This is a genomic window from Clostridium sp. (assembly GCF_050717535.1).
Lineage (GTDB): Bacteria > Bacillota > Clostridia > Clostridiales > Clostridiaceae > Clostridium_AD.
The window spans coordinates 20,235-45,871 of sequence record NZ_JBOITM010000090.1 but is presented as its reverse complement, the minus strand read 5'-3'; the positions used below and the strand labels follow the sequence as shown (position 1 = coordinate 45,871).

Sequence of the window (25,637 nt, the reverse complement as noted above, 5' to 3'; positions counted from 1 at the left end):
TACTACACATAATGAAGTATATAAAGGTTTATTTGTAAAATTTTATTCAAATTTATTTCGTTTTGTATTATAATATAACTATATTTTATAATATTATAAATCAGCTTTATTTTATAGGAGGATACACAATGCATTATTTAGGATCACATTTAAAATCCCTAAGAAATGAAAAAAAACTAAAACAAAAGGATTTAGCCTACATTTTGGGTTTAGCCCAAACGACTGTGGCAAATTATGAAAGTGGAATTAGATTTCCCAACGAAGCTACACTTATAAATATAGCAGATTATTTCCATGTTTCCTTAGATGAGCTTTTAGGAAGAGATTTTTTGGATTATAACTTAAATGATGCAGAATATCTAATGAAATTACAGGAAGCTCAAGAAAGTTTTTTAAAAGAGTTAATGGAAGATAATAATAATGCAGCCACAGAATTAATAATAGAACTAGCTAAGGGTGGCATCCAAGTAAAAGATATATATCGAGTGATTTTTGAAAAAAGCCTTTTGATGGTTGGATCACTATGGGAAAATGGACAGGTTTCTATTGCTAAAGAGCATTTTTTTTCGCATACAATAGAAACTATTATGAATCAATTAAATTCTTTTATTCAAAAAAAATCTAGTAATAACCGTAATGTATTAATGGCTTTACCTGCTAGTGAACTACATGAAATACCTTTAAGGATGGCAAAAGATTTATTGGATATGGAGGGATGGAAAACCTATTACTTAGGTAATAATACCCCAATATATAGCATAGTAGAAACCTTAGAGAGTTGCTCTTGCCAATTGCTAGTAATGTCTGCCACCATGCAATATAATGTAGCCACCATTGAAGCCATTATTAAATTGATAAAGAGTAAAACAAAACTTAAAAATGTAAAGGTTATTGTAGGCGGAAATGCCTTTGATAAGAGCCCTAACCTATGGCATGAAATTGGTGCGGATGGTTTTGCGAAAAATCTTCAAGAATTAGTTTTATTAGCGGAACAATTATAGTACCATCCACGTGGCAAGTAAAGTAGTTCTAGTTAAAACTGATTTATGGGTTACGAGCCCTATTTTTTAGTAATTTAAATCTTTAAATGGTAATAATAAATAGAAAAAGCCGACTAAGATGATTTCAAATCACATTAGTGGCTTATTTCTATTTATACTATTTCACGAATATTAATAAAATACTATACCCCCTACATTAGAAATCCTCTAAACCGACAATGCTTCATTATACTACAATGTCGGACAAATTCTAACATTATTATCACTTTTAATAACAGGTCTTATTCCTCGTCGCTATTATTATATTGATTAAAATACATATTATAGTATTTCCCTTTTTTTTGTATAAGCTCCTCGTGGTTTCCCATCTCTATAATTCGACCATCATCTATAACCATTATTTTATTTGCATCCCTAATAGTACTTAGCCTGTGAGCTATAATAAAACTAGTTCTTCCATGCATTAATTTAAGCATTGCTTCTTGTATTCTAAGTTCAGTTCTAGTATCTACACTACTAGTAGCCTCATCCAATATCAATATGGATGGATTTGTTAAAATTGCCCTAGCAATGGCTAAAAGTTGCCTTTGACCTTGACTAAGATTACTTCCACTCTCAGAGAGTATTGTATCATAACCATTGGGAAGTCTTTTTATAAATTCATGAGCATTTGCCATTTTGGAGGCATTTTGTACCTCAACCTCTGTTGCATCTAAATTTCCGTATTTAATATTTTCTTTTATAGTTCCTGTAAAAAGATAAGTATCTTGAAGAACTATACCAAAAGCTCTCCTAAGGCTATCCCTTGTATATTCTCTAATATCAACCCCATCAATAAATATCTCACCACCTGTCACATCGTAGAATCTTGTAAGTAGGTTTACAATTGTGGTCTTCCCTGCTCCGGTTGGTCCAACAAGTGCTATACTCTCACCGACCTCTGCTTCGAAGTTAACGTTACTCAGAATGTTTATATCTTTTCTATACCCAAAATACACATTATTGAATTGAACATGTCCCTTGGAGTCATTAAGCTCTTTTGAAAGTTTTATATCTTCTGTTTCTTCTGCTGCATCCAGTATCTCAAACACCCTTTCCGCTCCAGCCACAGCAGATTGCAGTGTATTAAATATATTTGCTAAATTATTAAGAGGGCGCACGAATTGCCTTGAATAACTTAAAAAGCTTGCAATTACTCCTACTGTAATCATACTTTCTATTGCTAAAGCTCCACCTACTCCAGCTACTGTAGCAAATCCAATATTATTTATAACATTCATAATTGGCATCAAAAATCCAGAATATATTTGAGCTTTGAGTCCCACCGTGCACAATCTTTCATTTATTTCATCAAACTCTTTCACTGTTTTATCTTCATGGTTAAAAGCTTTTACGATGTAAATCCCAGATATGCTCTCTTCAATCTGCCCATTAAGTTTACCAAGTTCCATTTGTTGAGCTTTAAAAAGCTTACCTGTTTTTTTTGTAATAGAGCGAGTTAAGAGAAACACCAGTGGTACTGTTATTAAACTTGCCACGGTTAGTATTGGGCTTAAAACTATCATCATGGTGAATGACCCTAGTATTGTTATAACTCCTCCCATAAGCTGAATTGCTGATTGCGAAATAGTAGAACTAACATTGTCAATGTCATTTGACAATCTACTCATAATATCTCCATGGCTGTTTGAATCAAAAAAAGCCATGGGGAGCTTTTGTAGCTTTAAAAACAAGTTATTTCTCATAGTCATAACTATTCTTTGGCTAGAACTTGCCATGGCAAACCCTTGAAATAAGGTTATAGTGGCATCCACCAGATAAGATATTAAGAGAACTATTACTATTATACTGAGTAGATTAAAATCTACTTTTTCATTATTAGATGACATAGCATTCACTGCTTTTCCAATAAGATATGGTCCTAAAAGCACAACAGCAGAATCAATTATTACAAATATAAATATTGTTATTAATGTTTGTCTTTCAGTTCCAAAATAACCCCATAATCTTTTAAGCGTTTTTTTAAAATTCTTTGGTTTCACTACAGGTGCTCTGTTTCTTTTTCCAAATCTATTTCCAGTAATGGTCATATTTACATTTTTATCATCTTTATATCTATTATCACTCATCTACAAAATCTCCTTTCCAACCTGAGAAAGGAAGATATCATTGTATATTTCACAGCTTTTTAAAAGCTCTGCGTGATTTCCAATGCCCTTTATTTCTCCGTCATCTATTACTATTATTTTGTCAGCTCTCATTACAGAGGTTATTCTGTGTGCTATTAAAATGCAAGTTAAATCCTTAGCATATTTTTTTAAACTTCGTCTTATCATAGCTTCAGTATCTGTATCAACTGCACTGGTTGCATCGTCAAGTATTAGAATTTCAGCTTTTTTAACGATTGCTCTCGCTATTGATATACGTTGTTTTTCACCACCAGAAAAATTAACACCGCCTTGTCCAATTCTTTCGTTATAAGCTTCTGGAAGTTTATCAATAAAATCATGCGCATTTGCCACTTTTGAAGCTTCCACAATTTCTTCAAAACTAGCTTTTGCGCTTCCCCATCTCATATTATCTATTATTGTTCCAGAAAATAACATGGCCTCTTGTGGTACTACTGCAATCTTATCTCTTAATGACTTTATATCTAACTCCTTAATATTTACACCATTAATTTTTATTTCACCACTTAATACATCATAGAATCTAGGTATTAGATTCACAAGAGTACTTTTACCTGCTCCAGTAGGCCCTATTATTCCAACAGTTTCTCCCTGTAGGCAAGTAAATGAAATATCTTTTAGTACGGGCTCCTTATCTTTATTATATGAAAAAAATACGTGCTGAAAATCAACTCTTCCACTGCACTTAGAATTATCCATAATCTTATTTCCATTAATCATGCTGTCATTTTCTGAAAACACTTCACTAATGCGCTGCGAAGATGCTCTTGCACGTACAAATATTGTAAAAACATTAGTTATCATCATAAGTGAGAATAATATTTGTGTCATATAATTTGTGAATGCAATTATTTGTCCTACATGCATACTACCGTTATTTACATTTATACCACCTATCCAAATCACGAGTACAATTCCAATGTTCACTATAAGTCCAATGACAGGAGCGAATACAGATGTTACCTTCATAGCACTGGTAGAATTTTTTGTAAGCAGTGCATTTTTTGTTTGAAACCTTTCTGTTTCGTATGCAAACCTATTAAAAGCTTTAACTACTCTTACCCCCGATAAATACTCCCTTATAACTCCATTAACATTATCAAGTGATTTTTGCAGCTTAATAAAATATGGAAACCCAATTTTCATATTGAAATATATAAGAATAGCTACAACGGGTACAATAGCAAATAAAATCATAGATAACCTAAGGTTTAGTCTTGCCGCCATTATAATGCTTCCAATACCTACAATTGGTGCTTTAACAAATATCCTCATTAGCCCATTAGTAAAATTTTGAACCTGTGTTACATCATTTGTAAGCCTTGTAACTAGAGTAGCACCTTCAAATTTATTTATATTTTCGAAAGAAAAGCCTTGAATTTTCTTAAATAAATCAGATCTCATTTCTGTCCCAAGCTTTTGTGACACATTACTAGAGATAATATTACGCATGGTCGCAGCTATTGCTCCAAAACCTGCAATAATCAGCATAACAATTCCCATTTTGATTACATAATTCAAATTTTTATTTGCAACTCCCACATCCACAATTTTAGACATTACTGTTGGTTGCAGTAAATCACAAAATGCTTCTAGTATTACAAAAGACACCGCGAAAAAAAATCCCTTACCATATTTATGAGCATATACTTTTAAATAACCCAAAGTGGATTCCCCCCATACTAATTATATTTTATAAATAATTTTTAAATTAAATTCTAACCTAATTAGTTTAACATTAATTTATGCAAAATTATCTATATTCCATAAATCTTATTTATTCTGGACAAATATGGCCTTTTCTTTTGCTCAAAATGCTACTCTTCAATGTATCAAGTAGTTTTGCTGCATACCTTTCTGTGTTAGCACTGGTTCTTTTATGCTTTTAACCAGGCTAAATCTATATAATATTTAATAACTTACTAGGATTCAGAAACTATAATAACTAAGCCTATGCATATCCTATGCACAGGCTTAGTTATTGATTTAAGAATATTAAATTTTGTTACTCCTTAAGGGCAGTGTCAATTGATGCTCTAACTAGAATGTTTAACAGATTAAAGCGGGTTAATGATATGTATGGTAATAAAGCGGAATATTACAAAACTATTAATAAGTTATAAGATAATTGTAGGTAATCTAAGTTAGAGATATAAGACGTCAATCTAACTCAGATTATCTACACTTTAGCAGTTCAAAGGTAAGTAGCAATGAAAAAACGCAAGTTATATGTTTACCATAACTGTTATAAAGTTTCATATATTCAGAGTATACCCACCTTTTAAAGATTCCACCAAAACCTACATTAGGATACTTAATAAATCAGAACCACCAGATACCAGGTTATATTGTGAAGAGAGATTTAAGAACGAAGCTTAAAAGATTTACAGATATTTAAATAATCCTCAGGTGTGTCCATATCAGTTAAAATATCTTCATCCATGACTTCAACTTGCGATGCAACCTGCTGATATTGTGAAAGCAAGGCTCTAAGACCTCCGCACCCATCCCAATTTTTAATTATAGGAAAGAGGTTGGAAGAAATCAGAGGAGGATGACCACGTCGACCCTTGTATGTAGGATATATAATATCATATGCCGTGCTATTATATACCCTTAACATTTTTGCAATTGTCTCCTTATTAACAAGAGGCATATCAGCCGGAAGAAGGAAAAATCCCTTCATATCGGCTGAAAGTGAATTTACTCCTGCTACAACTGATGAATACATTCCCTGCTGATAGTTTTCATTATATACCCACTTTACTCCAATACCATCCAATACATCTTTAAGATCCCTTGCCCTGTATCCAATAACTACCGTTATATCATTAACTCCTGAATTTCTGAATACATTGATTGTATTTTCTATAGTAGTTGAGTCTCCCAAAGGAAGAAGAGGTTTGAACTTCTTCATTCTCATGGAATATCCACCTGCTAAGATAATAGCAGAAACGGCTTTAACATTAGGATTTATCTTTAGAAGGTTTTCCGTCATTTCTACACCACTCCTCATACTATTATCCCAATTGTTTTGCAATGGCAAGTGCAACATTTTCAGGTGAAAGCGGTAGTTTGTAGAAATTAATCCCTAAAGCATCATAAAGTGCATTCGCAATAACCGATGGTACAGAAATCATTGGCTGTTCACCAATGCCCCTAGCACCAAAAGGTCCATCTGGTTGAGGATTTTCAATTAAGATAGGAATTATCTCAATGGGTATATCCTTTGCTGTAGGTATTTTATTATCTGTAAATGATGGATTCATAAGCCTACCCTCTGGGCTGAACTTATACCCTTCAATTATTGCAGATCCAATTCCCTGAAGTACTCCTCCCATGATTTGGCCTTCAACAAGCTTCTTGTTAATTGCCTGACCTATATCAAAAGCAGAAGCTATTTTAATAATCTCAATATTCCCGGTTTCAATATCAACCTCGAGTTCTATTCCATGAGCTCCGAAGGTCCAGTCAAGAGCTGGTAATCCCTGTCCTGTTACAGGGTCCAGAAAAGTAAGTCCATCAGCCATATAGGTACCCTTTGCTATAAGAGGACCACCAATGCCATTCCCATTTTCGTAAGCATAGCCAAGTGCAAGATCCTTGTACTTTATTTTTTTCTGTTTATCACATACATGATAAATATATTCATCTCCATGTGTCAAATCTGAAGTTGAAGTTCGAAGTACCTCCGCCGCCATTTTCTTCATTTGCCACAGCATATTCTGTGCACATTTCTTTACTGCATTACCACCCATAAATGTGTATTTTGAAGCAACAGTGGACCAATCATATGGATGACGGCTTGTGTCAACTTCACACAATACCTTTACTTTTTCTAAAGGCATGTTAAGTATTTCTGCTGCAATCTGAGCCATTACTGTGTTTGCACCCTGACCCATATCTATAACTCCAAGCATAATGCGGATACTACCATCTTCATCCATCTGCATTATTGCAGAAGTTGAAGTGTGTGGAGGCATTGCCGGTGCCTTTTGCAGCGAAGCGAGACCCTTTCCACGTAGCTTTCCTGTTTTAAAATTTTCTTTACGTTCTTTCTCCGAGCGATATCCTGTCCAACCGATTTCCTTTGCCACAGCTTCTAAACAATCTGCAGGTCGTCCTGAATTTTCATTTATAAGCTCTCCACTTATTGTATGACAACCGGCCCGTAATATATTCACCATACGGAAATCATACGGATCCATTCCAAGTTTTTGTGCCACCATATCCATCTGACGTTCAATAACCCAGTGTGTTTCTAGATGTCCAAAACCTCTGTAAGCCGTGCTAAAAACTTTATTTGTATAAAGTGTCCTTGAGTGGAGTTCAAGATTAGGTATCTCGTACGGACCTGCGCCTGAATATGTTGCTGATTTTCCAACATTCACGCCGTAATCAGCATAAGCTCCACTATCCCAATCAAAATAAATTTCTTCCGCAGTAATTTTCCCGTCCTTTTTTACACCAGTCTTAACATGTCCACGCATACCTGCACGCGTAGGAAGTGTATTGAACTCCTCTTCCCTTGTCGCAGTTAACTTCACAGGACGGCCTTTGCATGCACGTGAGAGAATTGTTACAAGTGGTTCAAGGTGTATCCCTGCTTTGCCTCCAAATCCTCCACCAACATAAGATGCAATTACCTGTATATCAGCAGCAGATATATGGAGAGCTTTCGCAAGCAACTGACGTACACCGAAAGGAGATTGAGTTGAAGACCATATTTTGACCTTGTTTGTATAGATATCAGCCTGGGCTATGGCAACATGAGTTTCCATAGGTGCATGAGCAACAGCAGGTAGCATAAGCTCGTTTTCAACAATAAGATCAGCCTCTTCAAAGCCTTTTTTTATATCACCCTTTAAAGTACTATTCAAACTTGCAATGTTAGAATCAGGCTGTGGGAAGAAAACCCCTTTAATATATTCAAGCTCATTTATATCTTCATGAACAAGTATTTTACCTTCTAATGCTTCATCAATAGTTTGTATACTAGGAAGTATATTATATTGAATCTTTATTTTGGATACTGCAATTTCTGCTGTCTTTTCATCTATTGCAGCAACAGCAACAACTGGCTCTCCCTGGTACCTTACGCTGCCTCTTGCAAGTATACGCTTATCAACCATATAGAGTCCAACAAGATAAGGTATGTCATCACCTACAATGACAGCTTTAACACCAGGTAAAGCTTTGGCCTGGGTTATATCTATGGATACAATTTCTGCTCTTGCATAGGGAGAATAAAGACACTTAGCATACAACATTCCCGGTAATTCCAAATCATAGGTAAAAACCGCCTGACCTGTTACTTTTTCCAGTGCATCATTTCGAGTAGGGGATTTACCAATATAACGGTACTCTTTATCACTCATTATTCTTTTCCTCCCTTTCCAACTTGGCAGCTGATTTAATTGCTTCAATAATCGGAACATAACCTGTGCAGCGGCAAAAATTACCTGCAATGGCTTCCTTTATTTCACTCTCACTCGGATTCGAATTTCTATCTAATAGAGAGCGTGCTGACATTAACATACCTGGTGTGCAAAAGCCACATTGTAGAGCATCCTGATTCATAAATTCCTTTTGAAGTATTGATAATTTTCCATTATCACTAAGTCCTTCTACAGTTATAATGTTAGCATCCATAGCTTCCAAAGCGAGTATTATACATGAATTTACAGAATGGCCATTCATTATTATTGTGCATGCTCCACATTCACCTTCACCACAACCTTCCTTTGTGCCAAGAAGCTTTAACTCCTTACGCAAAAAATGAAGTAGCGTCATGGTGGGATCAATGCATGCACATACACTTTCTCCATTTACAATGCAGCTAAGTGGCACTTTTTCAAGTCCAGAATCAACATAGGTAGAACAATTTCCATGATTATTATGATTTTCGCACATATTATTTACCTCCCAATTCTAACAAATGTTGTAGAGCACGTTTTACAAGAACTCCGGATACATGAATGCGATACTCAGCTGATGACCTAACATCGGAAATTGGCTTTATGATATTACAAACTTCTTTTCCCGCCATATCTGAGAGTTCAGGTGTTAAAGGCTGGGAGTTCAAGATTTCTTCAAGCCTTACTACCCTAATAGGTGTCGGTGCTACAGCAGTCATAGCAATTCTTATTTTTTTATCCGATGTCATTCTGGCGGATACACCAACTATACCAAGGTCATGACCCTTTATTCTTGCCTGCTTCAAAAATATGCTGGTATCACCTATCGAAACATCTGGAAGAGAAATACCAATAACAAGCTCATTTGTCTTAAGTACTGTTTTTTTAACACCAGTAAAAAACGAATTTATATCAACTATTCTAGAGCCTTGCGCACTTGAAATATAAACCTTTGCATCATATATCATAAGTGGACCTGCAAGGTCTGCACCAGGTGATGCATTACAAATATTTCCTACAAGTGTAGCACGGTTTCTCAGTTGGTAAGACGCAAGTGAATTTGCTGCTTGTACCAATGCAGGATATTTTTCAGTAATGATTTTTGATTCTGCCACTTGATTAACAGTAACGCAGGAGCCGATAAACAAACCAACATTAGCTTTATATTCTAGCCTGTTTGTCTCAGGTATTGCCTTAATATCAAGAATATGCTGGGTTATTTCTGCATTATGACGAAGCATAATCATTAAATCTGTTCCACCCGCTAATATTCTAGTGCCGTTATTTTTCTCAAGATAATTCAGGGCTTCTATTAATAGTTTTGGTTTTACATAATCAAACTTGCTTAACACTTTTGGCCTCCCTTTTGCATCACCCAAAGAGCATGCATTGTTTTTTAAAATCCATATGGATTTTGTCTGTATCCCTCTAAATTAAAAATCCCCCCCGAACAATCTATTCGGGGGCTAAAAATTCTTATTTTAATAAATATTTAACAGCCTTAATTGGATTGAACCTGCTTATTTCTATTTAATAATATATTTAATACAATTCCAACTATTGCAGCCAAACTAAGTCCTGAAATTGTAACCTGTTTGTTTATAGGTATACCAAGATTAATTCCTGTATATTTTTGTAAATAAGTTGTTCCTAGCCCTATAACTAACATAGCAACTATTACAGTAATTATTCCAGCATCATATTTTTTAATATTAGTTCTCATATTTTTAACACCAATAAGTGCAATCATAGTGAAAAGCATTAAACTAATTCCACCCATTACAGGTACAGGAATTGACCTTAAAAAACCTCCAACTTTTGCAATAAACCCAAGACAAATTGCAAATACAGCAGTAATTCTTAAAATTGATGGATCATAGTTTTTTGTAAGTGCTAAAACTCCTGTGTTCTCACTATAAGTAGTATTGGCAGGGCCACCTATAAAGCCAGCAAATATTGTAGCTAGACCATCTCCCAGTAGTGTACGATTTAGGCCTGGATCCTTAATAAAGTCTTTACCTACTACCTGACCATTAGTTGTTATATCACCAACATGCTCCATGAATACCGCTAGTACTACGGGAGTAATTATTGCTATAGCACCTATATCAAATTTTGGAAATGTGAAGTTCGGCATTGAAACTATAGCTGCTTTACTTATTATTGAAGTGTCAACGAATCCGATTGCAAGACAGACTACATATCCCACAATAACAGCAGATAAAATTGCCATTTGTTTAAAAAAGCCTTTACCTTTAAATGTTATTAATAAAGCTGTACCTAAAGTTATAGCTGCAACCCATAGTTTAACTTTAGCCATATCAATTGCCACTGGAATTAAATTAAGTCCTATTAGTATTATCATTGGCCCTACTACTTGTGGTGGCAATATATTCTTTATTCTAGCAACTCCAACTTTCTTGATAATCAAGGAAACGATTACATAAATAAAACCAGCTGCTACAATACCTCCCTGAGCATATGTGAGATCTCCATTGTACATTCCTTTTACTGTAATTATTAATGGTATAAATGCAAAAGATGAACCTAAAAATACAGGCACCTTTCCCTTAGTACATAAATGGAATATTAAAGTACCTACCCCTGCTGCAACTAACGCTACTGCTGGGTCTAGTCCTGTCAGTATAGGCACCAAGACTGTTGCTCCAAACATTGCAATTAAATGCTGAAGCGCTAGTAAAACTCTTCTTGATGTCACCAAAATCTTTGACTTTTCTTTTAAATCTGGACTATTAAGATTGTTTGCCATACAAAATCCCCCTTTTATAATAAATACATAGGTTCTTTAATTTAAATAGGTGCATACTTATATGTATGCACGTATTTTATTAAATATGGTTAATTGCCCACATTAAATTATGCCAGGTATGATTAATAATAAATTAATTTCCAGTCTTTTCTCCCAATAACTACACAGTTACTCTCTTACGGGTTGTTTGAAAATAAATCCATAATGGTCCGCACCGATGCCTTCTTTTACAACCCCCACTGTTGACATAAGTTTCATCCCTATCTTAGGATTTTGGGCTTCAAGTTGTCCAGTTACAACAAGTCCATTTTCGAATTTAACAATTCCAAAACCAATATATGGTTTCATATATCCCTCTGGAAGATTATATACTTTTGTATAGGTTACAAGAGTTACCTCTCCCCCTAATACAACTTCCTCAAACTTTCTATTTCCGCACTTTTTACATACATAATGCTTTGGATGGTGAAGCTGACCACAAGCGCTGCATTTATAAGCATACATTTTTTCCTCCATAATTATGCCTCCTCTCTCGTGAGTATTGTTGCAACAACATTATTTCCGAAACCACCAAAGTTAACACAAAGACCCGCTTTAGCACCCTCTACTTGACGTCCTGTAGCCTCTCCCCTTAGTTGCTTTACAATTTCTACAACCTGTGAAACTCCAGTTGCCCCAAGTGGATGTCCCTTTGCTTTTAAGCCTCCTGAGGTGTTAATTGGTATAATACCGCCAATCTTTGTTTCTCCATTTCGAGCTGCTATATGACCCTGTCCCCTTTCAAAGAATCCAACCTCTTCTGATTCAACTATCTCTAATATTTGGAAGGCATCATGAAGCTCTGCAACATCAATATCCTTTGGAGTAAGTCCTGCCATTTTATATGCCATTTGTGCCGCAAGACGAACAGCAAGTAAATCCGTAGGTACTTCTCTTTCAGCCACTACATGAGTATCTGTTGCTGAGCCTACACCTGCTATTTTTATTGGTTTTCTCTTAAATCTATCTGCCTTGTCCATGGCACATAATAAAACTGCTGCTGACCCATCAGATACAGGACAACAATGATACATTCTAAGTGGTTCTGCAACATATGGATTCATTATAGGTGCATCCTCATCATCTGTTATGCAATAAAGATTAGGCACCACATGTATATGTGCTACTGGATTATGCACTGCATTTTCGTGATTTTTAACTGCTACTATGGATAAATCCTTCTCAGTTACTCCATACTTATCCATACATAATCTTGTAAAGAGTCCTGCGAAAGCTGGAAGTGTTAGCCCATAATTATACTCAGCCTGGGGGTGAAGCATTGTAGCAACGAAATCCGTTCCTTCCCAGCCGCTAACAACTCTCATCATTTCTCCACCAACTACAAGCACACAATCACACATACCACTGGCTATAGCCATATATCCAAGTTTTATAGCTGACGCTCCTGAGGCTGGACCATTTTCTATTGTTTCAGCCATTGCTGGTCTTAAATTCAAATAATCCACAAGTGCTGATGCAATACCACTTTGTTTATTAAGGATACCTGCACCCATTGTTGCCACAAAAACTTGATCAATACCATGGCCTGTGCCGGTCTTTACACCAGCATCGTCTAGAGCCTCAACAGCTGCCATACTTAGCAAATCTGAAAATGTCCCGCCTGACATTTTACCAAATTTACTATGGCCTATCCCTACAATACCAACTTCTCTCATCTTTTATACCCTGGAATTTGAGAATAAGTTTCTGGTAGAATTGGATGATCTGCTGTTTTAAGTAGTTCTTCCTTAACCGGACGGCGGCCACCTAGTTTAGCACCTTTATGTTTTTCCCATAACGCTTTAGTTAACACATATGTGGGTACTCCACCGAGTTCATGCCAAATTTCTGGTCTCGATTCGAGTTCATATTCAATCATCCATCTCTTAAATCCATTTGGACTCTCAGCAACAATCCAAACTTCTTCTTGCTTCAAGAAATCTAAATGGTATTCCATTTTTGCAGCAAATAATTGTGCTCCAATTCTAAGCCCTTGCTTTAATGTCATTGTATGGTAAGACATACCAACCTTATCATCAACTGTTCGACCATTAACAATACCAACCAAAATTCCATCTATTGTTCCAATTAAACAATATTCATCTTTTACTCTATATCTGTAATAACCTAAAAGTTCTGAGTATATTCTTGATGCAACAATATCATAAAAATCAGCGACCACAGTCATAAGAGGCTTTACAGCTTCTAAAATATGTGGCACTTCTTCTCTTCTAATTTGACGAATTACTAATTTTTCTCCAGTAGCCATAGTAATATACTTTGCTGGATAATTAACTAGTTCTGTTTCAACTGGTCTAAGGCTTTGTTCCATTTTATCTACGATCATTATTTATCATCCTTTCGATTTTAATTTTTATTTGATTAACAAATAGAGCTTTTAATTATAATTATTAAAACTCTATTTGTTAAATTTTCCTATAGAATGCTATTCAGCATCAAATGCTACTATACGGGATATGCAGGATTCTCCGCCTTCAAATCTCCATGGGAAACACCCTATTATGAGTCTCTTGCCAAGTACCTTATCAATATCTCCACCAAGATTTTCGGCATGAATAATATTTAGTGGAAATAAGTCATAATGCATTAATTGATAATCATCCTCTGGCCAAAAATCTTCGATACCTTTACCGTATTTGGCTTGTAAATATTTTTCTGCTCGTCTTGCTTCCTTAGGCGCCCATTCACGAATTTTTGTATTCATTGGATGATCTGCAGAACCACAGTCAACACCAATCCATTTAAATTCCATTAACTTACACCAATCCGAGAATTCTTTAGTAGGCCCTGGGTGCCTCATCATTACTCTTTCCTCGTCTGCTTCTGGTTCATCCCAGCCATATTTGTGATAGCCAGTGTGTATAATTAAAATATCACCTTTCCTAACATCTGCTCTATCCATTATGTCTTTTGAAGTATATATTCCATAATCCTCCGCTATGTCTGAGATATCAACAACAACTCCAGGTGCCACAAGTTCTTCTAGTGGAATACTTGCTATATCACGTCCATGTGTACAAAAATGTAGTGAACCATCAAGATGAGTACCAACATGATTAGAATGAGTTAAAACTTGACCATTTGCACCATTTGATGACAGTCTTTTAAAAAACTTGATTTCAAGTGGCTCATAGGTTGGCCATGCTGGTGTTAAGTGACTAATTTTTTGAGTTAAATCATACATTTTCACATTTTTAAAAGCATCAATAATATTAATAATAATCACGACCTTTTATAATATATTTTTTAAATTGTTTTATTAATAAAAGAAGTTAGCGCATCTTCAAAACATTTCATAGGTGGATGAACTACTCCTGCTCCTACTTGCCCAATCCCTGCTTTATTACATGCAATTCCAGTATTTATTACAGGTAATATTCTTGTCTCAATAACTTTTCTAATATCAATCCCAGTGGGTGTTCCCCTAAAATTCATATTTGGTATTTTAAAGCTATTATTTTCACCGCAAGTTATCTCGTACATACTTGTTGTGTAATTTATAGCATCCTTTGGTGTCCCTCCAACGAATTGAACAATTGCTGGAGCCGTTGCCATTGCAAAACCACCTATTCCTGCTGTTTCTGTTATAGAGCTATCTCCAAGGTCAGGGTTAGCATCCTTTTCCTCAAAGCCTGGAAAATAAAGACCTTCCACAAGTTCACAAGGTGCAGTAAACCATTCATTTCCTGTACCAGCAGTTCTAATTCCAAAATCCGTACCATTCCTCGACATGGCACAAACTACTGTACTGTATTCTATATTTTCAAGTGGGTCTAAGCTGCATTTGCATGCTGGCATAGAGATATTTAAGAAGAAATGGTCATTCTTATCTATGAATGTTAGCACATCAGCTTTTATATCATTTGAATAATCAGTTCTGACTATAAATGGTGCCAGTTCTCTAAACAGTAGTGAAGTTCCTGCTTTATTCCTGTTATGTCCTTCATCACCCATTTGAATCATTTGTGCTAATATAGTCTTAACATCGATACTGCCCTTTAAAATCATAGCGGACTTAAGTACAGGTGCTAAGATTTTTTCCATCCAGTCTAGTTTTTCTATTACCTCTGGGCTAAAAGCTCCAAATCTTAGAACTTTGCCTAGTCCTTCGTTTAGTGTACAATATGCATAATTTCCGAAGGTCTTGTTTTGAAGTATCCAAACAGGCATTGAATAGGTCACAACCCCTGCCATAGGGCCTACTGTATTGTGATGATGACATGGTTCAAATATTATTTCTCCAGATTCTGCTAGTTTTTTCGCTTCTTCTTCGTTTGTAGCAAGCTTTTCATATATTAAACCGCCTATTATAGCGCCCCTAACCGGCTCACTCATTCTGTCCCATGTTATTGGTGGCCCTGCGTGGAGAATTGTATGTTTTGTCATTCCCGGGATATCAATACCAGCCGTGCCTATACCAACAATTATTGGTTCTGCTGAAAGCAGTCTCTCTATTGCCACTTTATTTGCACTTTCAATTTTTTTACTAATGCTTGCTTCTTCCAAAGCAGAAAGTTTCATACTTGCCTGGGTTGGCGGTCTCCAATTGACATGCAAACTCTTTACCTTTTGCTCTTTTAAGTCTTTCTGAAAAGACTCTAGTCCCATATTTACAACAATAAGTTTCTTACTAAATAATTTATTTATTGCGGTCACTTAACATCCCTCCTTTAAATTTTATTTAATCTTCCAAGCATTAATGAAGTTAGTTTAACAGCTTGAGCATTAGACGGCATTAGTATAACTCCTTCTTTTTCTAGTTTTTCTCTTTGGGATTTGTAATTTTGAGGATCTCTATCTGTACCACATATATACCCAATTACACATAAATATTTATTTCTGTCTTTCATAGCTTTTTTAGCATTTATTATAGTTTCAAGCATTTCTCCTGCTGGATCTATATGTGATCCATAACCGAGAACAAAATCCATAAGTACTATGGCAACTTCATCATCATAAGCTTCCTTTGGGAGTCTTTCCACCCTAGCTACTGGATCTATCATAGGATGTGGCTTTCCAACAGTGAAATCATCGTCACCCAGATCAACGCATGTGTGCTCTACACTTTTATGCACATCTTTTAGTCTAAGTTCAGGTGATAATGGAATGTTAGAATAAATCTTGTAACCCTTTTTACCTAACATCTTCATTGCTTCATCTGCTAAAGTTCCACCTGTATATAGTGCTCTTAAATATTTCTGACCCTTACTAAACTTTTTACATTCGCCTTGAACAATTGCATCTATTTCCTTGTCTGTTAGTGTAAATCCAGTAAAATCTTCTATTTTCTCTCCCTTTGAGAGTAGTACAGCCTTCCTTGCTGCGTCCTCTAGATCCACGCTTGAATACGCACCATGCTTTTCAATTTCCATTCTATCCCCACCTATAAAGCTTGCAACAACTGGCTTGTCTGTATTTTTCACCATATTTAATATTTTTTCAGCTACCTCAGGAGCTGGCGGTTTAGAAATTAACACTATGACCTTTGTATCATCGTCATCCATTAGTGCTTTAAACCCCTCAATCATCATGATTCCACCTATTTCACTTTTAAGATCTCTTCCACCGGTGCCAATAACCTGAGAAACTCCACCGCCCATTTTATCTATAATAACCGTAATTTCCTGTGTTCCTGTACCAGAAGCCCCCACCACACCTATATCTCCACGCCTTACAACATTTGCAAAACAAAGGGGTACCCCATTGATAATCGCAGTTCCACAATCTGGTCCCATAACTAAAAGTCCCTTTTCTCTACCCATTTTCTTTAACTCAAGCTCTTCTTCCACTGAAATATTATCGCTGAAAAGCATTACATGAAGATTATTATTTAATGCTTTCTTTGCTTCATAAGCTGCATATTTTCCAGGAAGTGATATAATAGCCATGTTAGCTTCCTCTAGATGCTTAATTGCTGCACTTAGAGTTGTAGGTTTATACTCTACTAAGGAGTCATCATTTTCTACCTTAGCATTTAATAATTCATCAACCTTTTTAACTATCATTTCCTTTGAATTCTCATCATCACTTGCTGCAGCAATGAAAAAATCATTAGGGGTTAATCCCCTTATATCATCATTTGATAAATTCAAATTTTCCGTTAGCTCTTTATTTAGGTCTGTTCCCATACCAACTATAACCTGTTTAACATTTAACATTTTTTTAATTTCCTTAGTTATCAGCATTAGTGCCACGGAATCATAATAAGTATTTTTTCTAATATCAACGCACAAATTCATTAACCAAAACCTCCTATACTTTAAATTAGTCATGATCCTAAGTCCCACGTAAATTCCAAGTGCCGTGTCAGTCCCTGATGTTTCACCGTATCCAACAACTTCCTTCAAAGCTTTAATAATATCTCGGTTATCATCATCATTGTAATTTAAAATTGCCGCCATTAGATTACGTACAGCCTCATTTATCTCTCCAACTGATGAATGCTTTAACATCTCAGAGCTAACTCTAGTTGTTTTATGTAATCCTAAGCTAATGATTTTACTATTAAATTCATATATATATTTACTATCTAATTTATAATAATTTCCCATATATATGAATACGGTCATTAGTCCACTAATAAAATCGTCCATTGATGGTGTAAGTCCACAACCAAAACCTATAACTCGCTCTGCTAAACCTCCTATTTCATCCATATCTGCTTTCATCACAGCATGAATAAAATTAATAAACCTATCTTTTATGAATTCGAAATTTTTATCAAAAGTACATTCGTTAAAAGAAACTAATTTAAGTTCTGGGTGTTTATCATAAATCATATTTACCAGTGGCCCCATACCATTAAGTTTTCCTAGTTTTAATAGTGCTTGCTCAATGATATTGATGTTGTCTAAAAGTTGCTGTTCCAAGCATTTGGATGTAATGGGCCTCGCACATGAAGACCACTTTTTAGCATTATTCATGTTTATATATAAATTCTTTTGTGTACAATAAATTTCACTTTCCGTAAATTCAAATTTCAATCCTTGTTTTATATTTAGAAAATTAAAATCAACTTGTTCTAATCCTTCCACAATTACACTCATTGGAGACATATATTTTCCTTTACTTAAAAGTGTTATAAATAAACCATCACATTCAATATTACATGCATTCTTAAACACAGAGTGCACATGCCCGTGTAATACTCCCCCTTCCAAAATGATCTTCTGGAGATCTTCACATATATATAAACCCTTCAATAAAACCATCCCTTTACTTAAAACTTATTAATAAATTCCTATATTTATACATCATTATCTTTGTATGTAATTTCTAAAGATTCATATAGTACATTGTTAACAATTACCAACTGCATTGAAATCACCGCCTTAAATAACTATAAAAGTAATTGTTAATTAAATATATTTTGTTAATAATCAACAAAAGCTGACTCACTAGGAGTCAGCTTTCTATTATATTTCAATTAAATCCATTGCCTTAAGTGCAATTTCAAGATTAAGTCTACTATCACCATTCTCTAAATCAAGTCCAGTAATATCATTTATTTGTTGTACCCTATATATTATAGTATTGTAATGCATGTACATCTTTTCTGATATTTTTTTCATATTACCATCGCATTCAAAATATGCTTTTAGAGTTTTAATAAGTTCAGAATTATTTGTCTTATCATATTCTATAAGTGGTTTTATTGTATCACTACAAAATTCAATAAGTTCACCCTGAAGACCTTCAAAAGCTAAAATTCTATACAACCCTAAATCATCATAGTGTTTAATATTTTTTCTATTTGTTTCGCTTAAGTTTTCAACAATTAACTTAGCTTGCTCAAGACTTTTGTATAACTCTTTAGTCTCACCATAGGAACGTCCTATACCTATTGTTATCTTATTTACATCAAATTTTTTTAAAGCCTCGTCTAATATCTTCTGACAAAAATTAACGGTTTCACTCTTTATTGTTTGTGGACTCTTACTCCTATCACTTCCATAAAGTATCAATATTCTATCACTTTTATCAACATATATTATTCTATCTTTTTGAAGTTTTGCCACCCTACCCGTTATAAAGAGCATTTCACTTATTCTCTCATGTAATGAATTAACCTTATCAACTTTCAATTTGTTTGAATCATCTATATCCTTTAAAAGGATTACAATAACTGAATATTTAAGGTTTTTGTAAAAGTTAAAGGTTTTTGCTCTTTCTATAGCTCTTTTTTGCCTATCTTCGTTATAACTAAGCAAATCATCAAAAAACTCAAGTTTATAATTGCTTTCCATATTATACAAAGACAGCTTTTTAACAAAATCTAAAGCTATTATATGTACATAGGATTCTATTAGCATGTTGTCCAGGGGAGTTATATCTTTTTTATCAAACCAAACAAAAACACACCCATACTCAACATTTTCTATAACTATTGGAATAACTACCCTTTCAACAACCCTTCCTCTAATTTCGTCTCTATGTACTTTATAACTTACTTCATCATAATAATTAATATCCTCAATATGATTAAGACTTATATGTTCATATATAATGTTATCAATTATATTTCTATCATCTTCATTACAAATAACTTCACAGCTATCGCTCATATTCTCATATATGGCTAGAGAATTACCTATATTTTCATAAAGTTTTTGTGCTATTTCCTTTAGACTGCCACCCATCATCATTATATTCATCACTTCTCTGTTTAACACATTAATTCTTATTAACATATTCATTTGATCGTTAATTACTTCATTTAGTATACTTGATATTACATCAGTATGTGAAACACCAAAGGGTACTTCGATAAGTGGAAACCCTAATTCATCTGCTAACTTAATAACCTCCCTAGGAAGTTCACTAACATATCTGCCTACCTTAATACCAAGACCAGCTACACCTTTTGCATTTAATTTAGGGATAAGTTCAAGAAGTATATTAATATTATCCTTTATAGAATAAGCTGTTGTAACTAGAAACTCTCCTTCACTAACCCACTCTAAAATATCAGGTACCTCCATAACATTTACCTTTGTAACTCTATTAGAAATACCTGTAGCCCCGCCTAAAATTTCAGACCCACAAAGTGTTTCAAGCGTTAGTAGTTTTTCTAAGGATATTCCTGAATAACGAAACATCTAATCACATCCTTTATACATTTAAATAATAGTATACTTAAACCTAACATTGTATAGCAAATAGTTTATTGTATGTAATAATTTTACAATGTTATGTTTCAAATGTCAATTATTTTAATACCCATAGAATATGTGCCAACAAAAGCTATAACATTATTTATCTGCATTGTGTGCTTTTCGACATAAACCACCAGATAGCAGGTTACATAGCTATTGAAATATACCTGTATAAATGGTATGGTGGTAGAAAGATTCAAATTTATTTGAATCTTTGAAATTTTAATTGATCTACTATTGTAACTATTAGTATATTTGAGATTTGAGTGTTGAAATTACACGAATGTTTTAACGGGAAGGGTGATTTTTTATGTCTGAAAAAAAAATATTTACAAGTGAACAAGCAAAGAAAATTGGAGACGCACTTGGAATAAGCTGGAACAAATTTAATATAGAGCAATTTAGAATCGGATTGGAAGTTGAGCTTGAACATGGAACAGTAGATCAGCATACAAATGTTACAGATAACAATCCATTGATTACAGGAAAAATAGCACTTGCACATTTGGAAGAATATGCCGACTACTATACTAGACTTGAAAAAATGGAAACTGAAGCAGAAAACTATTGGAAGAGCAAATGATTTAAATTTGAAAACTAAATTACAAAATAGTAAATAAAATTTTGGAGTTATATAACATTTAACTCACACAATAACAAAAACTTCATAGAAATCCTATGGAGTTTTTCTATTATATTTCATACCCTAATTTTCTCCCTAGTAATGCAGATATTTCCCCTACCCACTTAGCATGATGTCCTGTTTCAGCCGAAGGAAATTCAGCGATTTCTCCTAACTTAGGATACCTTTTCCATCATCTGAATAAATAATCTGGGCCGTATCCATTACCTTTGAAATTGAAATGGATATATTCCCCTTATCTTCAGTGTTATACCCATGAATTAGTGAATTCATAATTAGGTTGGATATAATTTGAGCAAATGCTCCTGGATATCCGTTAATCACTTGGGTGTATTAATTTCATGAGTAATGCCAGCAACAAGATTCCCAAGGGCAGACATTTTTTCAGATTGAATTAAGTAGCTTTGCATTTCTTTCATCTTTGTATAAGAGGCGATAAGTTTTTTGTTCCACTGAATCAAATTTCCTCTATCATCATATAGATAGAGAATCCCAGGTACACTATCAATCACCGCTTTCAATAAATTTTTTTCTTTTTTAAGTCTTATGACATGCCTAGAAATTAGTTTCTATTAACTGCTAACTTAATTCTTCGGTAAAGCATATTCTTTTAACACCAAGACATGGTGCAGCACCAGCTAAAGTTGTTCCAAAAAAGATTACTTCTTTTCCAATATCTAAATAATCAACAATACTTCCATTACATACAGTACTTCCAGTACAAAGAATTAAATCTGCCCATTCTATCACTTCTTTGTATGCCTTAACTCCATCTTCAATCTTACATCCTGACTTTATTTGATCAATATTCAAAGGATTTAAATCTAGAACACGGATATTAAATTTCTTCGATATACTTGCTAAAATTGCAGGTTGAAAACCTATTAAAGCAATGTTATCTACATTATAATTTTCACTTAAATAATCCAATGAGTTTTTAGCACATTTCTCAGGCCCGTCATTACGACAATGAATTGTTTTATCAGCTTTACCAAGTCTCATTGCAACTGCATTTAATGCTGCTATAAATAAGCCTCTACCATATTCATTTTCTAATAAGTCGCTTTCAAGAATTTTTTTAATGGAACCTTTATATTCACAAGGAGCTGAAGTAAATGCCTGTCCTTTTGCACCGTCAAATTCTGCTGATAACATTACTTCTTTTCCAGTTAATAAAGGATAATCTTTTCTTTCCGTAATTCCAATTGCTTCTTCTGGAGAAAGTCCTTTAGCTACAATACATATAGATTCTTCTTCTAAACCACTTTCTTTTAAAAGCTCATACATATAATTTTTCAGTTTATCAAATAATTCCTTTTTCGTCATAATTTCTATCCACTCCTAAAAATTCATTTATTTCTTCGTCTTCTCTTTTCATAAATAACTCATTTGAAGCTACTACATCTCTAATTCTACCATTAAGTAAAATACCTATTCTATCAGCAAGTTTAACCGCTTCATGAAAATCATGAGTAATTAAGATAATAGTACAATTGAATTTTTCTTTAATCATTTGTATTTGCTCATATATTTTCCCTTTAGTAGATACATCTAAAGCACTAAATGGCTCATCAAGTAATAAAAGTTCTGGTCTTAAAATCATTGTCCTGGCAAGAGCAGTTCTTTGCCTTTCTCCACCACTTAATGTGTTTGGATATTGCTTTAATAAATGACTTATTCCAAATATATTTGTTATATCTTCTAACTTTCTTTTTGTTTCATCTTTACTCGAATGACGACATTTTAAACCATATGTAATGTTATCTTCGACGGTGAGGTGAGGGAAAAGACCACAATCTTGAAATACTATGCCTATGGGAAAGTCTGAAAACACCTTTATCGTTCCATGGTAATCGTTATAAAACCCAGCAATTAGTTCTATTAATAACGTCTTACCAGCACCTGTCTTCCCCAGTAAAGCAAACACTTCTCCCCTATTAATATCTAAATTTATTGGGCCCAATTCAAATTTACCGGCTTTCATTTTCATATCTTTAATACTAAGTATATTATTCATATCTTTGTTACCCATTTCTTCGTACAATATTATTTTTTTTAGTTAAATATCTGCTAGCCATTTGTACAGACAAAGCTATTATGAGTAGCAATATCGCAGTAGCCATAGCAAGATTATTGTTTCCAGTAGATATATTTAAATATATGCTACCTGGTAAGGTTTCTGTTTTCATTCGCGTCACTCCTACTAGCATCAAAGTAGCACCGAATTCACCCATGGCACGTGACCAACATATTAACCCAATTGAAAGTAAAGATTGTTTACCCATTGATAAAATTATACTATAAAAAACATACCAGTTTGATGCACCTAGATTTTTAGCTATAAATTGCAACTTCGGGTCTATTTCCTTTACCGTATTACGAACCATAGAAATTGCAAATGGAACATTAATAAGAAGCTGTACAAGTACAATACCATTTCGATGAAATACAACCGGTAATCCTAAATTACGAAGCATCTTTCCAAAATCACTTGCAAATAAAGTTAATAAACAAACACCAAGTACTAAACAAGGAAGTGCTAATGGGATTTCCAAAATAGCACTTATTAATCTTCTGCCTACAAAATCTCTTCTTTCTAAGATGTAACCTGAAGGAATTGCAAAAAACATAACTATTATAGTAGAAATTGTTGCTGTTGAAATACTCATTTTAATTGAAAACTGAATTTCCTTTGAAAATATAGCTTGTTTTATATATGGTGCACCTGCAATTAATATCATAAGTATATTAGACATTATAAATATAGTTATTAAGGCAAGCATAAATATAAATACAATTTCCATTTTATTTTTTTTATTCATTATTCCACAATTTTATATCCAAATTCATTCCATATAGCTTTTACTTCTTGAGTATTTAAATAATCACTAAATGCCTTTTGCGTTTCTTTATCTTTAGTACAGTTTAACATTGCAGCGGGAATAGTTTTTATATATGCAGACATATCTTTTGAATCTACAATTTGGAGCTTATTACCCTTAACATTTTCTTTCCAAACTATTGCTGCATCTGCTTCGTCAGACTCTAAAGCAATAATCATTGCTGGTGCTGTAGCAGTATTCGCTATAATATTTATTTTATCTTTAAGTTTAAAATCACTTATAACCTTGTTTGCAATTTTACCAATAGGTGTTGCCTGTGGATCTCCCATAATAAACTTAACTCCTTGTTTTGCTAAATCAGAAGGTCCGTTTATTCCTTTTGGGTTTCCACTTCCAACTGCTATTACCGGTATATGAAGAACTAAATCTTTAGATGATAATACTAATTTTTCAACTGGCTTTAGCTCTTCTTTAGAACCCGCTATGAAGAAATCTCCTTCTTTTGCCGTCTTTATCTGTGTTTGAGTTTGACCTGCGTTGCCATATGTAACTTGTACATCGCATCCTGTAGCCTTTTGAAATTGTTGTGATATCTTTTCAAAGGGGTCTTTCATTCCTGCTCCACAGAAAATTAGCAAACTATGTCCCTTAAGCTTTATATTTTCTTCTTCAATTTTTACCTCTGTGGTTTTTATATTACTGTTATCTTTAACTGTTGGTTTTTGTGTTTCATTTTTTGAACTACACCCTACTAATAACAAAATTATAAATACCAAAACTATACTACTTTTAAAAAATTTTCTCATTTTTCACAAAATCCCCTTTTATAATTTTATTATTATTTTACAATAAAACGTATAAAAAGTATGTTGTCCAAACAACATTTATAATCTGGTTATTTCAAAGTAATTTTTTTTAACTACAATCATTCCTTCCTTTTCCATTAGCTTTAATTCGTGAGAAAGAACACTTCGATTAACAGCAAGAAAATTAGCTAATTCTTCACGATTAAGCTTTATATGAAATTTATTAGCTCCTGCCTTTTTCCGTTGTAAAGTTAGATAACGTACTATACGTTCTCTAACACTATGTACTGTAATTAATTCTATTTTGTAATATTTACGAATATTTTCATCAGCAATAAGATACATGATATTACGTAACATAATTAATCTGATATCATCATCTAAAAACCCTTTGTCCATTATTTTATCAACGGAAAACCAAAGTATATCGGTATCATTAGTACTATACATAGTATAAGGAGCATCTTGACTTATAGTACATGCAATTTCAGCACCTATAAGATAAAATGGAACAAGTTTTTGCATAAGGATTTCTCTTCCATCAATGGTGAACATAGAAATACACAAACTTCCATTAAGAATTATTCCAATTTCTTTAACTATTGCATTTTCCTTTATAACTATCTCACCTCTTTTGTAGGACTTAACACCACCTTCTAATTGTTGTTTCGCCAAATTAATTTGTTGATCTGATAAACCATAAAACATCCTAGTGTTTTTCACTTCTTAGTCCTACTATCATTAAGATTTTTA

23 protein-coding genes are annotated in these 25,637 nt (G+C 33.8%); 2 read left to right on the top strand and 21 right to left on the bottom strand.

The window, feature by feature from the left end; all coding sequences use genetic code 11:
* The first annotated feature begins 128 nt into the window (after positions 1-128).
* Complete coding sequence (locus tag ACREVU_RS19800; RefSeq protein WP_431553318.1) at positions 129-1,001, top strand: cobalamin-dependent protein; 873 nt, start codon at positions 129-131, stop codon at positions 999-1,001.
* 281 nt (positions 1,002-1,282) lie between these two features.
* On the opposite strand, the gene ACREVU_RS19795 is transcribed toward ACREVU_RS19800, so the two are convergent.
* The 14 genes from ACREVU_RS19795 to ACREVU_RS19730 all read right to left on the bottom strand — a co-directional run bounded on the left by ACREVU_RS19795 (position 1,283) and on the right by ACREVU_RS19730 (position 20,535).
* A complete protein-coding gene (locus tag ACREVU_RS19795; RefSeq protein WP_431553317.1) occupies positions 1,283-3,130 on the bottom strand; it encodes an ABC transporter ATP-binding protein in 1,848 nt (615 codons plus the stop codon).
* Positions 3,131-4,855 carry an ABC transporter ATP-binding protein gene (locus tag ACREVU_RS19790; RefSeq protein ID WP_431553316.1) on the bottom strand — a complete coding sequence of 575 codons (1,725 nt, stop codon included), beginning with the start codon at positions 4,853-4,855 and terminating at the stop codon, positions 3,131-3,133.
* A 697-nt stretch (positions 4,856-5,552) separates the two neighbouring features.
* Positions 5,553-6,188 carry a nucleotidyltransferase family protein gene (locus ACREVU_RS19785; RefSeq protein WP_431553315.1) on the bottom strand — a complete coding sequence of 212 codons (636 nt, stop codon included), beginning with the start codon at positions 6,186-6,188 and terminating at the stop codon, positions 5,553-5,555.
* A gap of 22 nt (positions 6,189-6,210) precedes the next feature.
* Positions 6,211-8,568 (bottom strand): xanthine dehydrogenase family protein molybdopterin-binding subunit, encoded by a 2,358-nt coding sequence (locus ACREVU_RS19780; RefSeq protein WP_431553314.1) that lies wholly within the window; start codon positions 8,566-8,568, stop codon positions 6,211-6,213.
* Positions 8,561-9,103 carry a (2Fe-2S)-binding protein gene (locus ACREVU_RS19775; protein ID WP_431553313.1) on the bottom strand — a complete coding sequence of 181 codons (543 nt, stop codon included), beginning with the start codon at positions 9,101-9,103 and terminating at the stop codon, positions 8,561-8,563. Before ACREVU_RS19775 ends, ACREVU_RS19780 begins: the two co-directional genes overlap by 8 nt.
* Before the next feature lies 1 nt (position 9,104).
* Positions 9,105-9,959: an FAD binding domain-containing protein gene (locus tag ACREVU_RS19770; protein WP_431553312.1), complete on the bottom strand. Its 855-nt coding sequence runs from the start codon at positions 9,957-9,959 to the stop codon at positions 9,105-9,107.
* Positions 9,960-10,108: 149 nt separating this feature from the next.
* A complete protein-coding gene (locus ACREVU_RS19765) occupies positions 10,109-11,377 on the bottom strand; it encodes a uracil-xanthine permease family protein (RefSeq protein ID WP_431553311.1) in 1,269 nt (422 codons plus the stop codon).
* A 168-nt stretch (positions 11,378-11,545) separates the two neighbouring features.
* A complete protein-coding gene (locus ACREVU_RS19760) occupies positions 11,546-11,893 on the bottom strand; it encodes a Zn-ribbon domain-containing OB-fold protein (RefSeq protein WP_431553310.1) in 348 nt (115 codons plus the stop codon).
* Between the two features lie 2 nt (positions 11,894-11,895).
* The gene (locus ACREVU_RS19755) at positions 11,896-13,092 is read right to left on the bottom strand and encodes a thiolase C-terminal domain-containing protein (RefSeq protein ID WP_431553309.1); all 1,197 of its coding nucleotides are present in this window, start codon (positions 13,090-13,092) and stop codon (positions 11,896-11,898) included.
* Complete coding sequence (locus ACREVU_RS19750) at positions 13,089-13,763, bottom strand: hypothetical protein (RefSeq protein WP_431553308.1); 675 nt, start codon at positions 13,761-13,763, stop codon at positions 13,089-13,091. Before ACREVU_RS19750 ends, ACREVU_RS19755 begins: the two co-directional genes overlap by 4 nt.
* Before the next feature lie 99 nt (positions 13,764-13,862).
* Positions 13,863-14,663 carry a cyclase family protein gene (locus ACREVU_RS19745; protein ID WP_431553307.1) on the bottom strand — a complete coding sequence of 267 codons (801 nt, stop codon included), beginning with the start codon at positions 14,661-14,663 and terminating at the stop codon, positions 13,863-13,865.
* Positions 14,664-14,683: 20 nt separating this feature from the next.
* Complete coding sequence (locus ACREVU_RS19740) at positions 14,684-16,093, bottom strand: YlbE family protein (RefSeq protein WP_431553306.1); 1,410 nt, start codon at positions 16,091-16,093, stop codon at positions 14,684-14,686.
* Between the two features lie 14 nt (positions 16,094-16,107).
* Positions 16,108-18,648, bottom strand: a complete 2,541-nt coding sequence (gene fdrA, locus ACREVU_RS19735) for an acyl-CoA synthetase FdrA (protein WP_503417263.1) — start codon at positions 18,646-18,648, stop codon at positions 16,108-16,110.
* 204 nt (positions 18,649-18,852) lie between these two features.
* Positions 18,853-20,535, bottom strand: coding sequence for a PucR family transcriptional regulator (locus tag ACREVU_RS19730; RefSeq protein ID WP_431553304.1), 1,683 nt, complete (start codon positions 20,533-20,535; stop codon positions 18,853-18,855).
* A gap of 367 nt (positions 20,536-20,902) precedes the next feature.
* Between ACREVU_RS19730 and ACREVU_RS19725 the strand changes: the two genes are divergently transcribed.
* The gene (locus ACREVU_RS19725; protein ID WP_431553303.1) at positions 20,903-21,175 is read left to right on the top strand and encodes a DUF5661 family protein; all 273 of its coding nucleotides are present in this window, start codon (positions 20,903-20,905) and stop codon (positions 21,173-21,175) included.
* 210 nt (positions 21,176-21,385) lie between these two features.
* Here the strand turns inward: ACREVU_RS19725 and ACREVU_RS19720 are convergent, their stop codons facing one another.
* From ACREVU_RS19720 to ACREVU_RS19690, 7 genes are all read right to left on the bottom strand, one after another.
* Positions 21,386-21,508: a hypothetical protein gene (locus tag ACREVU_RS19720; protein WP_431553302.1), complete on the bottom strand. Its 123-nt coding sequence runs from the start codon at positions 21,506-21,508 to the stop codon at positions 21,386-21,388.
* 47 nt (positions 21,509-21,555) lie between these two features.
* Positions 21,556-21,756, bottom strand: coding sequence for a hypothetical protein (locus ACREVU_RS19715; protein ID WP_431553301.1), 201 nt, complete (start codon positions 21,754-21,756; stop codon positions 21,556-21,558).
* Between the two features lie 58 nt (positions 21,757-21,814).
* Positions 21,815-22,561, bottom strand: a complete 747-nt coding sequence (locus ACREVU_RS19710) for a Rossmann-like domain-containing protein (protein WP_431553300.1) — start codon at positions 22,559-22,561, stop codon at positions 21,815-21,817.
* Positions 22,539-23,267 (bottom strand): ATP-binding cassette domain-containing protein, encoded by a 729-nt coding sequence (locus ACREVU_RS19705; protein WP_431553299.1) that lies wholly within the window; start codon positions 23,265-23,267, stop codon positions 22,539-22,541. Before ACREVU_RS19705 ends, ACREVU_RS19710 begins: the two co-directional genes overlap by 23 nt.
* Positions 23,260-24,057 carry an ABC transporter permease gene (locus ACREVU_RS19700; protein ID WP_431553298.1) on the bottom strand — a complete coding sequence of 266 codons (798 nt, stop codon included), beginning with the start codon at positions 24,055-24,057 and terminating at the stop codon, positions 23,260-23,262. The genes ACREVU_RS19705 and ACREVU_RS19700 overlap by 8 nt, the downstream gene beginning before the upstream one ends.
* Entirely contained in the window at positions 24,057-24,884 is an 828-nt protein-coding gene (modA, locus tag ACREVU_RS19695; protein WP_431553297.1) for a molybdate ABC transporter substrate-binding protein, read from the bottom strand. The genes ACREVU_RS19700 and modA overlap by 1 nt, the downstream gene beginning before the upstream one ends.
* A gap of 78 nt (positions 24,885-24,962) precedes the next feature.
* Entirely contained in the window at positions 24,963-25,607 is a 645-nt protein-coding gene (locus ACREVU_RS19690; RefSeq protein WP_431553296.1) for a Crp/Fnr family transcriptional regulator, read from the bottom strand.
* Positions 25,608-25,637: the final 30 nt, after the last annotated feature.

Coding starts and splice junctions, on each gene's coding strand:
- modA (WP_431553297.1), bottom strand. CDS start 24,884: ATGAGAAAATTTTTTAAAAGTAGTATAGTTTTGGTATTTATAATTTTG.
- ACREVU_RS19750 (WP_431553308.1), bottom strand. CDS start 13,763: ATGATCGTAGATAAAATGGAACAAAGCCTTAGACCAGTTGAAACAGAA.
- ACREVU_RS19795 (WP_431553317.1), bottom strand. CDS start 3,130: ATGAGTGATAATAGATATAAAGATGATAAAAATGTAAATATGACCATT.
- ACREVU_RS19785 (WP_431553315.1), bottom strand. CDS start 6,188: ATGACGGAAAACCTTCTAAAGATAAATCCTAATGTTAAAGCCGTTTCT.
- ACREVU_RS19755 (WP_431553309.1), bottom strand. CDS start 13,092: ATGAGAGAAGTTGGTATTGTAGGGATAGGCCATAGTAAATTTGGTAAA.
- ACREVU_RS19780 (WP_431553314.1), bottom strand. CDS start 8,568: ATGAGTGATAAAGAGTACCGTTATATTGGTAAATCCCCTACTCGAAAT.
- ACREVU_RS19705 (WP_431553299.1), bottom strand. CDS start 23,267: ATGGGTAACAAAGATATGAATAATATACTTAGTATTAAAGATATGAAA.
- ACREVU_RS19730 (WP_431553304.1), bottom strand. CDS start 20,535: ATGTTTCGTTATTCAGGAATATCCTTAGAAAAACTACTAACGCTTGAA.
- ACREVU_RS19710 (WP_431553300.1), bottom strand. CDS start 22,561: ATGACGAAAAAGGAATTATTTGATAAACTGAAAAATTATATGTATGAG.
- ACREVU_RS19700 (WP_431553298.1), bottom strand. CDS start 24,057: ATGAATAAAAAAAATAAAATGGAAATTGTATTTATATTTATGCTTGCC.
- ACREVU_RS19775 (WP_431553313.1), bottom strand. CDS start 9,103: ATGTGCGAAAATCATAATAATCATGGAAATTGTTCTACCTATGTTGAT.
- ACREVU_RS19765 (WP_431553311.1), bottom strand. CDS start 11,377: ATGGCAAACAATCTTAATAGTCCAGATTTAAAAGAAAAGTCAAAGATT.
- ACREVU_RS19720 (WP_431553302.1), bottom strand. CDS start 21,508: ATGAATTCACTAATTCATGGGTATAACACTGAAGATAAGGGGAATATA.
- fdrA (WP_503417263.1), bottom strand. CDS start 18,648: ATGGTTTTATTGAAGGGTTTATATATATGTGAAGATCTCCAGAAGATC.
- ACREVU_RS19725 (WP_431553303.1), top strand. CDS start 20,903: ATGTCTGAAAAAAAAATATTTACAAGTGAACAAGCAAAGAAAATTGGA.
- ACREVU_RS19800 (WP_431553318.1), top strand. CDS start 129: ATGCATTATTTAGGATCACATTTAAAATCCCTAAGAAATGAAAAAAAA.
- ACREVU_RS19760 (WP_431553310.1), bottom strand. CDS start 11,893: ATGGAGGAAAAAATGTATGCTTATAAATGCAGCGCTTGTGGTCAGCTT.